Here is a 14,403-nt window from a genome sequence, read left to right on the forward strand (position 1 = left end):
GCCATACCGTCTTCGCGTCGGGCACACGGTCCTCCAGCCCAAGGCCGAGGAACCGCATGAACGACAGCCGGTCACGGACCTGATACTCGATCTGGTCGTCGGACAGATTGTAGAGCGCACCCAGCACAAGCGTCTTGAACATCACCACCGCGTCCATCGGCTTGCGCCCGGCCCGCGACTTGCGTTCCGCCTCCGGCTTGCGCCAGACCCGCTCCAGCGTCGGGCGAAACTCCTCCCAAGGCACAACCCTGTCGATCTCGACAAGAGGGTCCTTCTTGGCGTCCAGGCTCGCGTAGCGGTCTGAAAGATCAAAGAAACCCAGCTGCACCATCATCACGCTCCAGCAGCCGAATACCACCCGCTTCCTACACAGGCGGCACGGTCAGAGCAATTTTTCGAGGTGCCCGTCAGACGATATAGCGGTCGCGGCGGTGATTGACCGCGATGGTCAGGTTCAGGACGATGGCGCCCAGAAAGCTCCAGCCGACGGTGACCGGATCGCGCAGAAAGAAGGCAAGGGCGAACAGGGCTGCATCGAAGATCAGTTGTACCCAGCCGGCGCGGAACCCGGTGGCGTCCTGGATATACAGCCCGACGATTCCGACCCCGCCCAGCGACGAGCCGTGGCGGAACAGGGCCAAGAGCCCGGCCCCGGTCAGGCAGCCGATCAGGACCGCCCCCACCGCCGGATGAACGGTGCCGAACTGCAGATAGGGCGGCAGAAAGCTGACCAGCAGCGACAGCAGCGCCACCGCGGCGAAGCTTTTGGCGACGAAGCCGGGACCGAAGCGCCGCCAGCCCAGCCAGTAGAAGGGCAGGTTGACGACGAAGAACACCGGCCCGAAGCCCCAGCCGGTGGCATAGGAGATCAGGATAGCCAGTCCGGCCGTCTGGCCGGTGACGAACCCCAGATGGGTCAGCAGCAATACCCCGACGCTGGCCATGAAACTGCCAAAGGCGATTCCCTGGGCGTCATCGATGAGGCTGTGTTTCTGTTTCGGAATTTCCATGACGCTGCTTTGCCGCCTGCCGTCCGGCAGCGCAAGGCGGACCGCGCGGAACCCGCCAGATTCACCGAAAGTGCCGTTCCCGGCCTTCGGGATCTTCGGCACCCGCTGCCCGTCTGCATGGATGCCCGGCCGATGGTGGCGGGCAGGGCTATTTGCCCAGCCGGTCCTTCAGGAAACTCAGCGCCACCGACAGACCGTCGGGGGAAATCCCGTGCCCGGTGCCTTTCATCACATGGCCATAGACGGTGAAGCCGGCCTTCTCCAACGCCTCGCCGGCAAGGCCCATATCCTGAAACGGCACCACCGAATCCTCGTCGCCATGGATCAGCAGCACCGGCGGCTTCACCTTCGCCTCGGCCTCCAGCAGTTCCGGCGTCAGCAGCCGGCCCGAAAAGCCGACGATACCGGCCATTTCGGCATCGCGGCGGGGCAGCACATGCAGCGCCATCATCGTGCCTTGCGAGAAGCCGATCACGGCCATCCGGTCGGCGGCCAGCCCCTCATCGGCCAGAACCTTGTCCAGAAAGGCGTTCAGTGCCGCGATGGAGCGGCCCATGGCGGCCTTCGCCTCGGTTTCCGAGGATCCGTCCAGCCAGGGGATCGGAAACCACTGATAGCCCATCGGATTGTTGAGGCTGCGCTCGGGCGCGTCGGGGGCGTAGAAGGCGGTGTTGGGCAGATGCGGCGCAAGCGGATCGGCCAGGGCCAAGAGGTCGGCGCCATCCGCGCCATAGCCATGCAGGAAGACGACCACCGCATCGGCATTTTCAGGTCCCTTGCGGGCGGATTTCAGGTCGGTCATCGAATTCCCTCGCGTCCTTTGGCCAGGCGGTAATAGGCCCAGAGCCCGCGCGCCGCAACCGCGCGCCAGGGCCGCCACGGCTCGGCCATCTCGCGCAGCGCGGCGGGGCCGGGGCGGTCCTGAAGGCCGTACATCAGCCGCGCCGCCTCCTGCAGCGCCAGATCGCCGGCGGCAAGGACATCGGCGCGCCCGAGCGCGAACTTGAGATAGATTTCCGCCGTCCACAGCCCGACGCCGGGCAGTGCCACCAGCGCGGCAATCGCCTGATCGTCGCGCAGATCGCGCAGGGCCGCCCAGTCCAGACCGGCGGCGGCGATGCCCTTCAGATAGCGCGCCTTCGGCCGGGACAGCCCGGCCGCGCGCAGATCGTCCTCGCCCGCCGCCGCGATCGCCTCGGGCGTCAGCAGCCCGGCCACCGTCATCCGATCCCAGATCGAGGCCGCCGCGGCGGTCGAGATCTGCTGGCCGACGATGGCGCTGGCGATGGCCTCGAAGCCGTCGCGGCGGCGGCGCAGGGGCAGGGGTCCGATCTCGGGCAGGGCGCGCGCCCAGACCGGGCAGACCGCGGCCAGATGCGCCGCGCCCTCGGCAAGATCGGCCTCGGTCTCGATCAGTCTCACACCGGCACCCGCGCGGCCCGGCCACCGCGCCGCCGCGGCGTTCCGGGCCGGGCCTGCGCGCCCTCGACCAGCACAGCGATCATCGGATGCGGCTGCGTCCCCGGTGCGGCCTTCGGGGCATAGTGATCCAGCAGCAGCCGGATCGCCGTCACCGGCTCGATCCCCTCGGGCAGCGACAGCGCCCAGTCCACGAAGATCGACCGGCATTCGGCGGTGCCGATCCCCTCGATCCGGAAGCTTTCGCGGATCAGGTTCTTGGGGTCGGCCTCGGCCAGGCTTGGGGCCTCAGTCACGGTCGGTCTGCGCCTCCAGCTTCAGCCGTGTCTCCCAGGCCATCGAGATATGCTGCCGCAGCGCCTGATCCGCCGCCTTGTCGTCGGCTGCCGCGATGGCATCGACGATGCGCTTGTGTTCGGACAGGGCGGTCTCGCTGCGCCCTTCGGCGGCCAGCGATGTCTTGGCCATCAGCGCCATGGTCCGGTGCACCAGATCCAGTTGCTGGACCAGATAGCGGTTATGCGACGCCAGGTGGATCTGGTGATGGAAGCGCTTGTTGGCGCGCGCCAGCGCCAGCGGATCGCCCACCGCCTTCTGGTCCTCGGTCACCATCTGCGCCAGCACCCGCACCTCTTCGGGGGTGGCGTGGCGGGCGGCGAGGCGCGCGGCCAGCGCCTCAAGCTCGGCGCGCACGACGTAAAGTTCGGCCAACTGGTTGTGATCCAGCGAGGCGACGATCAGGCTGCGGCCGTCGCGCACCAGCATGGCCTGCGTTTCCAGCCGTTGCAGGGCCTCGCGCACGGGGGTGCGCGACACGCCGAAGCGTTCGGCCAGTTCGGATTCGACCAGCCGGTCGCCGGGGCGATAGGTGCCGGCCTCGATCGCGGCGAGGATCAGGGAATAGGCGTCGTCTTTCATGGCCGCCACGATTGGCCGGCTTCGGCGCAATTGCAAGTGCGGCGTTGCCGGGCTATCGCAGGGGCATGGATTTCGCGCATGTCGATGTCTGGATCTTCGATCTGGACAATACCCTCTATCCGCCAAGCATGGCGCTGTTTCCGCAGATCGAGGCGCGGATGACCGCCTATGTCATGCGGCTTCTGGATGTCGAGCAGGACCATGCCGACCATCTGCGCCGCGATTACTGGCGGCGGCACGGCACGACGCTGGCCGGGCTGATGGCCGAACATGCGATCGACCCGCTGGCCTATCTGTCCGAGGTCCATGACATCGACTTCACCGCGCTGGCCCCGGCGCCCGACCTGGCCGCCGCCATCGGCGCGCTGCCGGGCCGCAAGCTGGTCCATACCAATGCCGATTCCACTTACGCCCGCAAGGTGCTGGCGGCGCGCGGGCTGACCATGTTCGAGGCGGTCTATGGCGTCGAGGAAACCGGCTTTCGCCCCAAGCCCGCGCCCGAGGCCTTCGATGCGGTGCTGAGCCAGGCCGGGATCGACCCGACCCGCGCGGCCTTCTTCGAGGACGATCCCCGCAATCTGGAAGTGCCGCACCGGCTGGGCATGCGCACGGTGCTGATCGGCCCCGGCCGCCACGGCCCGGATCTGCGGGGGGGCGAGGTGCCGGCCCATGTCCAGCACCGCACCGACGACCTGACCGCCTTCCTGCGGACGATTGCCCCCAGGGTCTGAAACGGGCTAAAAGGCCCCGAACGCGCCGACCCCGAGGAACCAGCATCATGACCCAAGATTCCGCGCCCGACGACAACCGCCTTGCCATCCGCATCTTCACCGCCCTGCTGGCGGTGGTCGTCCTGGTGGCGCTGCTGGTCGTCCTGTTCGGCCTGCCCGCGCTTGGCATCGTCGGGATCATCCTGACGCTGCTGGTCTTTGCGATCATGCTGGCCTTCACCGCCGGCAACTAGGGCTGCGACAGCGCGGCGCCTGTTTCCTGCCGCCGCGCCGGGGCAGGATCGGCCCGTTCAGGCAAGGGGGCGGGTCATGGCATCCGGGATCGAAGACATCGACATTCTGGTCTCGGGCGGCGGCATCGCCGGGCTGATCGCGGCCGCGGCCTTCGGGGCCGAGGGGTTTTCGGTGCTCTGCGTCGATCCCGCCCCGCCCGTCACCGACGAGGCCGCCGAGGGCTCGGATCTGCGCAGCACCGCCTTTCTGGCCCCTTCGGTCGATCTCTTGCGGCGGATCGGGCTGTGGGACCGGCTGGCCCCCTTTGCGACGCCCCTGCAGGTCATGCGCATCGTCGATGCGGGCGGCGCCCGGCCCGAGCCGCGCCTGACCCGCGATTTCAACGCCGCCGAGATCGGCGATGCGCCCTTTGGCTGGAACCTGCAGAACTGGCTGTTGCGGCGCGAGATCGCCGCGCGGCTCGGGCAGTTGCAGACGGTGCGCTTCCAGCCCGGCATCGCGACATCCGATGTGATCGCCCGCGACGAGGGCGCGCTGGTCACGCTGTCGGACGGGCGCCGTATCCGCGCCCGGCTGCTGATCGGCGCGGATGGCCGCCATTCGCCCGTCCGGCAGGCCCTGGGCATCGGCGTGCGGACCTTCCGCTATGGCCAGAAGGCGCTGGCCTTCGCGGTCACGCACGAGATCCCGCATGGCAATGTCTCGACCGAGATCCACCGCTCGGGTGGGCCCTTCACGCTGGTGCCGCTGCCCGATCGCGACGGCAAACCCTCCTCCGCCGTCGTGTGGATGGAGAACGGCCGCGAAACCGCCCGCCTTGCCGCCCTGTCGCGCGAGGAATTCGAGGTGGAACTGAACGCCCGTTCGGCCGGCATCCTCGGCCATCTGACGCAGGCGACGCGGCTGACGCAATGGCCGATCATCAGCCAGATCGCCGACCGCTTTTCCGCGCCGCGCACCGCCCTGATCGCCGAGGCGGCCCATGTCGTCCCGCCGATCGGCGCGCAGGGGCTGAACATGAGCCTTGCCGATCTGTCGGCGCTGCTGGACCTGTCGCGCCGCGACCCGGGCAATGCCGACAGTCTGGCCACCTATAACCGCGCCCGCCGCCCGGAAACCTATGCCCGGCTGCTGGGGATCGACGCGCTGAACCGCGCCAGCCAGGCCGGCGCCCGTCCCCTGCGCGATCTGCGCGCGGCGGCGCTTGGCGGGCTTTACGGCATCGCGCCGATGCGCCGGCTGATGATGCGTGCCGGGCTGGGCCTGCGCTGAGCCCGATGGTTGCCCGGCGGCAACCATCGCGCGGTCTTTCGTCGATCACCGGCTTGATCTTCGCGCCCGACAAGGCCATTTGAGGGGCCAGAGGACGACCTCTCCATCACGGGTGATATCGCCGGGACGGCCCGGCCTGCGATATGAGATGCCACCATGCCTTGGCTTACCCTGCTGGTCGCGGGCCTTCTGGAAATCGTCTGGGCCACCGCGATGAAACAATCCGACGGCTTCACGAAACTCTGGCCGACCACGATCATGGTCGTCGGGATGATCGGATCCTTCTGGCTTCTGGCCATTGCCATGCGGGCGCTGCCGCTGGGCACCGCCTATATGGTCTGGACCGGGATCGGCGCGGTCGGCAGTTTCATCCTCGGGGTGATCCTGTTCGGCGAGCCGGTGACCGCCGCCCGTCTGGGCGCCGCCGGGTTGATCGTCGCCGGGATCCTGGCGATGAAGCTGGCGTCCTGATGACGCCTCGGCGCGGCGTGTGGAGGCAACGAAACGGCCCTTCCGCCGCGTGATTTCGGCAATTTCCTTTCGCCGGGCGAGGTGATAGACCGCCCGGCAGCCAAAGGAGACCCCAGCCATGCCCGCCTATCGTTCCCGCACCTCGACCCACGGCCGCAACATGGCGGGCGCGCGCGGATTGTGGCGGGCGACCGGTATGAAGGACGATGATTTCGGCAAGCCGATCATCGCCATCGTCAACAGCTTTACCCAGTTCGTGCCCGGCCATGTCCATCTGAAGGATCTGGGCCAGCTGGTCGCGCGCGAGGTCGAGGCGGCGGGCGGCGTCGCCAAGGAATTCAACACCATCGCGGTCGATGACGGCATCGCCATGGGCCATGACGGCATGCTGTATTCGCTGCCCTCGCGCGAGATCATCGCCGATTCGGTCGAATACATGGTCAATGCCCATTGCGCCGACGCGATGGTCTGCATCTCGAATTGCGACAAGATCACGCCGGGCATGCTGATGGCCGCCCTGCGGCTGAACATCCCCGTGGTCTTCGTCTCGGGCGGGCCGATGGAGGCCGGCAAGGTCGTGCTCGAGGACGGCAAGGTCAAGGCGCTGGATCTGGTCGATGCCATGGTCGCCGCCGCCGACGATACCGTGTCCGAGGCCGATGTGGCCGCCATCGAACGCTCGGCCTGTCCGACCTGCGGCTCATGCTCGGGCATGTTCACCGCCAATTCGATGAACTGCCTGACCGAAGCCCTGGGCCTGTCGCTGCCCGGCAACGGCTCGGTTCTGGCCACCCATGCCGACCGCAAGAGGCTGTTCGTCGAGGCGGGCCATCTGATCGTCGATCTGGCGCGGCGTTATTACGAGGGCGAGGATGCCTCTGTCCTGCCGCGCAGCATTGCCAGTCTCAACGCGTTCAGGAACGCCATGACGCTGGATATCGCCATGGGCGGATCCACGAATACCGTGCTGCACCTGCTGGCCGCCGCGCATGAGGGCGAGGTGGATTTCACCATGTCCGATATCGACCGCCTGTCGCGCAAGGTGCCGGTCCTGTGCAAGGTCGCCCCGGCCAAGTCCGACGTTCACATGGAGGACGTACATCGCGCCGGCGGCATTATGGCGATCCTCGGGGAGCTGGACCGGGCCGGTCTGCTGGACACTTCGGTTGGCAGCGTCCATGCCGGCTCGCTGGCCGAGGCGCTGGAGCGTTGGGACGTGGTCCGCAGCGATGCGGGATCGGTCCATGATTTCTACCGCGCGGCGCCGGGGGGCGTGCCGACCCAGACCGCCTTTTCGCAGGACCGCCGCTATGACGCGGTGGATCTGGACCGCAAGGCCGGGGTCATCCGCGACGCCGAACACGCCTTTTCGCAGGATGGCGGGCTGGCGGTACTTTATGGCAACCTCGCCGAGGATGGCTGCATCGTGAAGACGGCCGGCGTGGACGACTCGATCCTGACCTTTACCGGCCCGGCCCATATCTTCGAAAGCCAGGATGATGCGGTCAGCGGCATCCTGACCGGTAAGGTCAAGGCAGGCGAGGTCGTGCTGATCCGCTATGAAGGGCCGCGCGGCGGGCCGGGCATGCAGGAAATGCTGTATCCGACCAGCTATCTGAAATCGAAAGGGCTGGGCAAGGCCTGCGCGCTGGTCACCGACGGGCGTTTCTCGGGCGGCTCGTCGGGCCTGTCCATCGGCCATGTCTCGCCCGAGGCGGCCGAGGGCGGCACCATCGGGCTGGTCGAACAGGGCGACATGATCCGCATCGACATCCCCAACCGGGTGATCTCGCTGGAAGTGGACGAGGCGACGCTTGCCGCCCGCCGCGCCCTGCGCACGGCCAAGGGCTGGAAACCGGCGAAGCCGCGCCAGCGCAAGGTCTCGACCGCGCTGCGCGCCTATGCGGCGATGGCGACCAGCGCGGCCAGGGGGGCGGTGCGGGTGGTGCCGGACTGACCGGCCGCGCGGCCTGCAGCATGGTGTGACGGACCCGAAGGCTGTGTCTGCCTTGTCACCGGGAAGGTGGCTGGATGGGCGTGGCCGCTCGCTCGGGCCATGCGGGGCGGCAACAGTCGCGGATCCGAATTCCCCATTGGCGTGAAATGATTGGTGCGCCGGGCAGGACAATGCTTCACCTTGGAACCGGCAGCGCCGATGGCAGGTCGTTTTTACGCCTGCTTCGGGACTTCTGGTAAGGGCATGGTGATCGCGTCCCGGCTAAGGGCATGATCCTGTAGGATTATTGCGATGTCATCGCCCATGGGCACAGAGCCCGCCAATGTCCCGAACGGCGCAAGACGTATGGAGCAGAACCGGAGAGGGCGGGTATCCACATGAGAACGATTGCATCTGTCACCCTTGCGCTTGCCGCATCGGTGTTCGGCCTGCAGGCGCAGGCGGATGACAGCGATCTGGCCAAGCAGCTGGCCAACCCCATCGCGTCGCTGATCAGCGTGCCGTTCCAGCTGAACTACAACAGCGGCTACGGGACCGAGGACGGGAACCAGACGGTTCTGAACATCCAGCCGGTGGTGCCGATCTCCATCAGCGAGAACTGGAACATGATCTCGCGGACCATCCTTCCGGTCATCGGCCAGAACGACATTGCCGGCAGATCCGGCAGCCAGTCGGGACTGGGCGACATTACCCAGAGCCTGTTCTTCACCCCGAAGGCGACCGGCCCCAGCGGGGTGATCTGGGGCGTCGGCCCGGCCTTCCTGATCCCCACGGCGACGGATGACGCCCTGGGAACGGGCAAATGGGGGATCGGTCCGACCGGTGTCGTCCTGAAGCAGTTTGGGCCCTGGACGGTCGGGGGGCTCGCCAACCATATCTGGTCCTTTGCGGGCGACGATGATCGGGCGGATGTTAACTCGACCTTTGTCCAGCCCTTCATCAACTACACCACCAGCAATGCCTGGTCCTTCGTCCTGAACACCGAAAGCAGCTATAACTGGGAAACCGAGGAGTGGAGCGTGCCGATCAACGCTGGCATCTCGAAGATGACCAGGTTCGGCGACCGGCCCGTCAGCCTGCAGCTTGGCGCGCGCTATTGGGCCGAGTCCCCGGATAACGGACCCGAGGGCTGGGGTGTGCGCGCCGCACTGACACTGCTTTATCCGAAGAAATAGCGGAAAGGGGCAGGGAACCCGCCCGCACGCATCCCGCGGCAACGACATGCAGAAAGCCGGCCATGATCGAACCTCATGGCCGGCTTTCATCTGCCGATTTGTCGGCGTTGGTGGTCAGGCTTTTTCGCTGCGGTGATCCTGGATCCATTCCCACGGGCGGGTAAATTCGCCCAGCGTCCGGGTGACCGCCTGTTCGTCCACCTGCCCGTCGCGGCCCAGACGCGCGACGAGGCCGCGCTTGCGGTCATCCACCACCTCGACCACATGCGCGCCGGTCCCTTCCAGCGCCGCGTCATAGACCCGCCTGATGGCGAGGCGGCGCAGATCCGGCTTGAAGATCTTGCCGACCGCGGTCTTGGGCAGTTCGGGCAGGGTTTCGATATGTTTCGGGATCGCCGCGCGTTCGTGGATATGCTCGCGCGCGTATTCCATCAGCTCGTCCATGCCGACCTCGGCGCCCGCCACCAGTTCGACATAGGCGCAGGGCAGTTCGCCGGCGAAACTGTCGGGCTGGCCGATGGCGCCGGCGAAGGCGACGGCGGGGTGGCCCAGCAGCGCCTCCTCGATCTCGGCCGGGTCGATGTTGTGGCCGCCGCGGATGATCAGATCCTTGGCCCGGCCGGTGATCCACAGGTAGCCGTCGGCGTCCAGCCGGCCCAGATCGCCGGTGCGCAGATAGATATCCTCGGCGAACAGGTCGTGGTTCTTGTCGGCCTCGGTATAGGTCGAGCCGGGAAAGACGCCCGGATTGGCGATGCAGATCTCGCCCACCTCGTCGATGCCGCAGGAATGGACATTGCCGGCATCGTCATGGCGCAGGATGCGGACATGCGTATAGGGCAGCGGAATGCCGACCGAGCCCACCTTCTTCATCCCGTCGACCGGGTTGCAGCTGACCAGGCAGGTTGCCTCGGTCAAGCCGTAGCCTTCCGCGATCTCGACCCCGGTGGCGGCCTTGAAGCGGTTGTAAAGCTCGATCGGCAGCGGCGCCGAGCCCGAGATCGCCGTGCGCAGCGAGGACACGTCGGCATCCACCGGGCGCTGCATCAGCGCGGCGATGGCGGTCGGCACGGTGATCAGGAAGCTGCATTGCCAGCGCGCGATCAGCTTCCAGAAATTGTCGAAGACGCCTTCGCCGCGATAGCCGGCGGGCGTCGGCATCACCACATGCGCGCCCGAGGCGATGCAGGACATCAGCACCGGATAGGCGGCAAAGACATGGAACAGCGGCAGCGGGCACATCAGCACGTCGGTTTCCCGAAACAGCAGGGTCGCGCCCAGCCAGCCGTTATAGATCATGCCGGAATACTTGTGCTGCGCCACCTTGGGCGTGCCGGTGGTGCCGCCGGTGTGGAAATAGGCGGCGACGCGGTCCTGCTGCGGATCGTCGAATTCCAGCCGGGTATGCTTGCGCCCGCTGGTGGCGGCCTCGAAATCCAGAACCCTGGCGTGATGGCGGGTCTTCACCTTGGGGCGGATCAGCGGCACGATGAAGCGCTTGGCCCCGCGCAGGTAGCGGTTCAGATCCACTTCCAGCACATGGGTGACATCGGGGGCCGCGGCGACGGCCTCGGCCGCCTTCTGCGCGACATCGGTCTTGGGGAAGGCCTTCAGTGTCACCAGCACCTTGGCCTTCGTCTCGCGCAGGATGCCGGCGATCTGTTCGGCGTCCAGCAGCGGGTTGATCGGATTGACGATCCCCGCGGTCGCGCCGGCCAGAAGGACGATCGGGGTCTCGATGCAGTTGGGCATCAGATAGGCGACCGTGTCGGTGGGGCCGATGCCGAGACTGCGAAACAGGTTCGCGGTCTCGGTCACGCGCTGATGCAGTTCGCGCCAGCTGAGCGTCACCGCCGGATCGCTGGCCCCCGAGAGCAGTTGAAAGCTGATGGCGGGACGCTCGGGGAATCGCTCGGCCGTGCTGCTGAGAAAGCCATAGAGCGTTCGCGGCAGATCGCGCCCCTCATAGGGGCCTTCGTTCTCGACGCGGTTGCGGTCGTCATAATTGCTGAAACGGCTCATGCCTTCCCCCCAACGGACCGGCGCTCCGGTCCCTTCCTCCATTCGCGCAGAATGGGACCAAGTTGACGTTCGGGGCAAGTCGGAACTCATGCCCCGCGGATGAAACGCCGCGTCATTTCCGCGCGTTACGTTTGGTCAGGGATGCGCAGCACCTGCCCGGGATAGATCTTGTCGGGATCGCTCAGCATCGGGCGGTTGGCCTCGAAAACCGCGGGGTACCTGTTCGCGCTTCCCAGATATTTCTTTGCGATGGCCGAAAGGGTATCGCCCTTCTGCACGGTATGAAAGACCGGAGGCCTGGCGGCCGCTGCGGGTTCCTCGGGCAGGTCAGCCTCGACCTTGGCGATGCCGTCGATATTGCCGACGGCGAGGATCAGCTTTTCCATCGTCTCGCGGTCGGCGCCGCGCGATTCGATCTTCACCAGATCGCCCTTCAGCGTCAGATGCACGTCATCCGCGTCAAGGTTCAGGGCGCGCAGTTCCGCCTTCAGCGCCGCGACCTTGCGGCGGCTGTCCTCGGCGGCCGCGTCCGGCTTTTCGGGGGCGGGTTTGGCTGGTGTCGCCGCCTCGGCCTTGCCGAAGACCGACTTGCCGGCGTCCTTGACGAAATCCCAGATTGCCATGTCGCTTTTCCTCTTGGGGTCAACATTGGCAACAGGGGGGCAGAACAATGTCACGCGGTCAAGCCCCGGAAGACGGCGAGGATGCGCCGATGGTTAAACTGCTTGGCAACCTGAGATTGTGTCCTCGGGCCCGAGATCCTAGGTTGCCTGCCGAAACCAAGACGGAACAGCCCGATGACATCTCTGACTTCCCTTCTGACGCTCGTGTTGTGCGGTGCGGTGCTGGCTGGCTGCGGCACGGCGACCGGAACGTCGCGGGGGAAGCCGGATCCGCACGCGGTGCAGGCGGCGGCGCCTGGCAAGGCGGCCTGCGTCAGGACCACGCCCGCAGAGAATGCCGAGGGTGCCCAGGCGACCAATGCGGCGCGCGGCCAGGCTGGCTTGCCGCCGGTGCGGGCCAACATGCTGCTGGCCGAGGTCGCCGCGAGTCATGCCTGCGACATGGCCACGCGCGGGCTGATGACCCATCGCGGCAGCAGTAGCACCGGACCCGGCCCGCGGGTGAAGGCGCGCGGCTATGCGACAAGGCTGACGGCCGAGAACATCGCCGCCGGTCCCTACGACCTGCCGCGGGTGCTGGGCGAATGGAACCGCTCGCAGGGGCATCTGGACAATATCATGATCCCGCAGGTCCGCGATTACGGCATCGGGCAGGCCGTCGGTGCGGATGGCCGGACGCGGTTCTGGACCGCGATCTACGCCGCGCCGAGATAGCGCGATAGGTCGTCAGACGGCGGCAGCGGCCGCCCGGTCCGGCGCGGTGGCGGTGCCATGGGTGAACTGCATCCGCGCCAGCCGTGCATAGAGCCCGCCCTCGGCCACCAGCGCGTCATGGCTGCCCTGCGCCACCACCCGCCCGTGATCGAAGACCACGATCCGGTCGGCCTTCTTCACCGTCGCCAGCCGGTGGGCGACGACCAGCGTCGTGCGACCCTCCGAGAGCCGGTTCACCGCCGCCTGCACCAGTGCCTCGGATTCGGCGTCCAGCGCACTGGTGGCCTCGTCCAGCAGCAGCACCGGCGCATCGCGCAGGATCGCGCGGGCGATGGCGATGCGCTGGCGCTGGCCGCCCGACAGCATCACCCCGCGCTCGCCCAGCGGCGTGTCATAGCCTTGCGGAAGTGCCGCGATGAAGTCGTGGGCATGTGCGGCGCGGGCGGCGGCCTCGATTTCGGCGGCACTGGCATCCGGACGGCCAAGGCCGATATTCTCGCGGGCCGATGCGGCGAAGATCACCGGATCCTGCGGCACCAGCGCCATGGCACGGCGGAAATCGTCACGGCGCATGTCGCGCAGGTCGATCCCGTCCAGCGTCACCCGGCCAGCGGCCGGATCCCAGAACCGCTGGATCAGCTGGATCACCGTGGTCTTGCCCGCCCCCGAGGGGCCGACCAGCGCCACCGTCTCGCCGGGCAGGATGGTCAGGTTCACGCCCTCCAGCGCCGAGACATCGGGCCGGGTGGGATAGTGGAAGCTGACCCCTTCCAGCGCGATCCCGCCCTGCACCGGGCGCGGCAGAGCCTTGGGTTGCGCCGGGTCGGCCAGCGAATCCTGCGCGGTCAGCAGTTCGGCCAGACGCTCGGTCGCGCCGGCAGCGCGCTGCAACTCGCCCCAGATCTCGGACAGTGCCCCGGTCGAGCCGGCCACAAGGATCGCGTAGATGACGAACTGCACCAGCTGGCCCGCCGTCATCAGACCTCCGCTGACATCGCGGGCGCCCATCCACAGCACCCCGAGGACGCCGGCGAAGATCAGGAAGATGACGATGGCGGTCATCAGGGCCCGGGTGCCGATGCGGGTCAGGGCGACACCGTAGGACTGTTCGGTCACCTCGTCGAACCGGCCGATGCTGCGCGCCTCATGCGTATAGGCCTGCACGGTCTGCGCCGACAGAAGGCTTTCCGAGGCCGCCCCCGACGAGGCCGCGATCCAGTCCTGATTGGCGCGTGACAGCGCCCGCAGACGCCGGCCCAGCCCGATGATCGGCACCAGGATCACCGGCACGATCAGCAGAACGAGGCCCATCAGCTTCAGCGAGGTATAGGCCAGCATCACCATCCCGCCGGCAAGGATCAGCATGTTGCGCAGCGCGATGGAGAGGGACGAGCCGATGACCGACTGGATCAGGGTGGTGTCGGTGGTGATGCGCGACAGGATCTCGCCGGTCATCACCCGCTCGAAAAAGCCGGGGCTGAGCGTGATGACCCGGGCAAAGACGGCCTTGCGGATATCGGCCACGACCCGCTCGCCCAGCCGGGTGACGAAGTAATAGCGCGCGGCGGTGCCGATCGCCAGCAGCGCCACGATGGCCAGCGCGGCGCCGAAATACTCGTCCAGAAGGCCGGCGCCATCGTCGAAATTGTCCACCACGCGGCGCACGGCCAAGGGCAGGACCAGGCTGATGCCCGAGGTGAGGACCAGCGCGACCAGCGCCAGCACGACCTGCCCGCGATAGGGGCGCACAAAGGGCCACAGTGCCCGCAGCGCGCCGACTTTCTTGCTGCCGGGTCGGTCTTCGAGGATCGTTCTGCCGCGTGCCATGTCTGCCTGTCCCTGAATGTCCCCGGCCAC

At 67.3% G+C, this 14,403-nt stretch carries 16 protein-coding genes; 7 read left to right on the plus strand and 9 right to left on the minus strand.

All coding sequences use genetic code 11. From position 1 onward, the window contains the following. The 6 genes from KNW02_RS15485 to KNW02_RS15505 all read right to left on the minus strand — a co-directional run. The coding region (locus KNW02_RS15485) for a transposase (RefSeq protein ID WP_216034189.1) at positions 1–331 on the minus strand (331 nt) is incomplete at its 3' end. Positions 332–407: 76 nt separating this feature from the next. Then, positions 408–1,010 (minus strand): YitT family protein, encoded by a 603-nt coding sequence (locus KNW02_RS15490; RefSeq protein WP_216034190.1) that lies wholly within the window; start codon positions 1,008–1,010, stop codon positions 408–410. Positions 1,011–1,158: 148 nt separating this feature from the next. Beyond that, the gene (locus KNW02_RS15495; RefSeq protein ID WP_216034191.1) at positions 1,159–1,812 is read right to left on the minus strand and encodes an alpha/beta hydrolase; all 654 of its coding nucleotides are present in this window, start codon (positions 1,810–1,812) and stop codon (positions 1,159–1,161) included. After that, entirely contained in the window at positions 1,809–2,432 is a 624-nt protein-coding gene (locus KNW02_RS15500) for a DNA-3-methyladenine glycosylase family protein (RefSeq protein WP_348524746.1), read from the minus strand. The genes KNW02_RS15495 and KNW02_RS15500 overlap by 4 nt, the downstream gene beginning before the upstream one ends. Further along, complete coding sequence (locus KNW02_RS20905; protein WP_348524747.1) at positions 2,429–2,725, minus strand: hypothetical protein; 297 nt, start codon at positions 2,723–2,725, stop codon at positions 2,429–2,431. Before KNW02_RS20905 ends, KNW02_RS15500 begins: the two co-directional genes overlap by 4 nt. Continuing rightward, positions 2,718–3,347 carry a GntR family transcriptional regulator gene (locus tag KNW02_RS15505; RefSeq protein WP_216034193.1) on the minus strand — a complete coding sequence of 210 codons (630 nt, stop codon included), beginning with the start codon at positions 3,345–3,347 and terminating at the stop codon, positions 2,718–2,720. Before KNW02_RS15505 ends, KNW02_RS20905 begins: the two co-directional genes overlap by 8 nt. Positions 3,348–3,412: 65 nt before the next feature. Here KNW02_RS15505 and KNW02_RS15510 point away from each other — a divergent pair, with 65 nt between their 5' ends. The 6 genes from KNW02_RS15510 to KNW02_RS15535 all read left to right on the plus strand — a co-directional run bounded on the left by KNW02_RS15510 (position 3,413) and on the right by KNW02_RS15535 (position 9,187). Further along, positions 3,413–4,078: a pyrimidine 5'-nucleotidase gene (locus KNW02_RS15510; protein ID WP_216034230.1), complete on the plus strand. Its 666-nt coding sequence runs from the start codon at positions 3,413–3,415 to the stop codon at positions 4,076–4,078. Between the two features lie 47 nt (positions 4,079–4,125). Beyond that, positions 4,126–4,311 carry a hypothetical protein gene (locus tag KNW02_RS15515; RefSeq protein ID WP_216034194.1) on the plus strand — a complete coding sequence of 62 codons (186 nt, stop codon included), beginning with the start codon at positions 4,126–4,128 and terminating at the stop codon, positions 4,309–4,311. Positions 4,312–4,387: 76 nt separating this feature from the next. Beyond that, positions 4,388–5,584 carry a UbiH/UbiF family hydroxylase gene (locus KNW02_RS15520; protein ID WP_216034195.1) on the plus strand — a complete coding sequence of 399 codons (1,197 nt, stop codon included), beginning with the start codon at positions 4,388–4,390 and terminating at the stop codon, positions 5,582–5,584. 156 nt (positions 5,585–5,740) lie between these two features. After that, positions 5,741–6,055: a DMT family transporter gene (locus KNW02_RS15525; RefSeq protein WP_216034196.1), complete on the plus strand. Its 315-nt coding sequence runs from the start codon at positions 5,741–5,743 to the stop codon at positions 6,053–6,055. Between the two features lie 118 nt (positions 6,056–6,173). Next, positions 6,174–8,012: a dihydroxy-acid dehydratase gene (gene ilvD / locus KNW02_RS15530; RefSeq protein ID WP_216034197.1), complete on the plus strand. Its 1,839-nt coding sequence runs from the start codon at positions 6,174–6,176 to the stop codon at positions 8,010–8,012. A gap of 377 nt (positions 8,013–8,389) precedes the next feature. After that, a complete protein-coding gene (locus KNW02_RS15535; RefSeq protein WP_216034198.1) occupies positions 8,390–9,187 on the plus strand; it encodes a transporter in 798 nt (265 codons plus the stop codon). Positions 9,188–9,301: 114 nt separating this feature from the next. On the opposite strand, the gene KNW02_RS15540 is transcribed toward KNW02_RS15535, so the two are convergent. Beyond that, entirely contained in the window at positions 9,302–11,209 is a 1,908-nt protein-coding gene (locus tag KNW02_RS15540; protein WP_216034199.1) for an acyl-CoA synthetase, read from the minus strand. Positions 11,210–11,334: 125 nt separating this feature from the next. Then, a complete protein-coding gene (gene lysM, locus KNW02_RS15545) occupies positions 11,335–11,832 on the minus strand; it encodes a peptidoglycan-binding protein LysM (protein WP_216034200.1) in 498 nt (165 codons plus the stop codon). A gap of 174 nt (positions 11,833–12,006) precedes the next feature. Between lysM and KNW02_RS15550 the strand changes: the two genes are divergently transcribed. Continuing rightward, positions 12,007–12,546 carry a CAP domain-containing protein gene (locus KNW02_RS15550; RefSeq protein ID WP_216034201.1) on the plus strand — a complete coding sequence of 180 codons (540 nt, stop codon included), beginning with the start codon at positions 12,007–12,009 and terminating at the stop codon, positions 12,544–12,546. A 12-nt stretch (positions 12,547–12,558) separates the two neighbouring features. On the opposite strand, the gene KNW02_RS15555 is transcribed toward KNW02_RS15550, so the two are convergent. Beyond that, a complete protein-coding gene (locus tag KNW02_RS15555; RefSeq protein WP_216034202.1) occupies positions 12,559–14,373 on the minus strand; it encodes an ABC transporter transmembrane domain-containing protein in 1,815 nt (604 codons plus the stop codon). Positions 14,374–14,403 lie beyond the last annotated feature (30 nt).

Source organism: Paracoccus marinaquae (genome assembly GCF_018860165.1).
GTDB classification, from domain to species: Bacteria; Pseudomonadota; Alphaproteobacteria; order Rhodobacterales; family Rhodobacteraceae; genus Paracoccus; species Paracoccus marinaquae.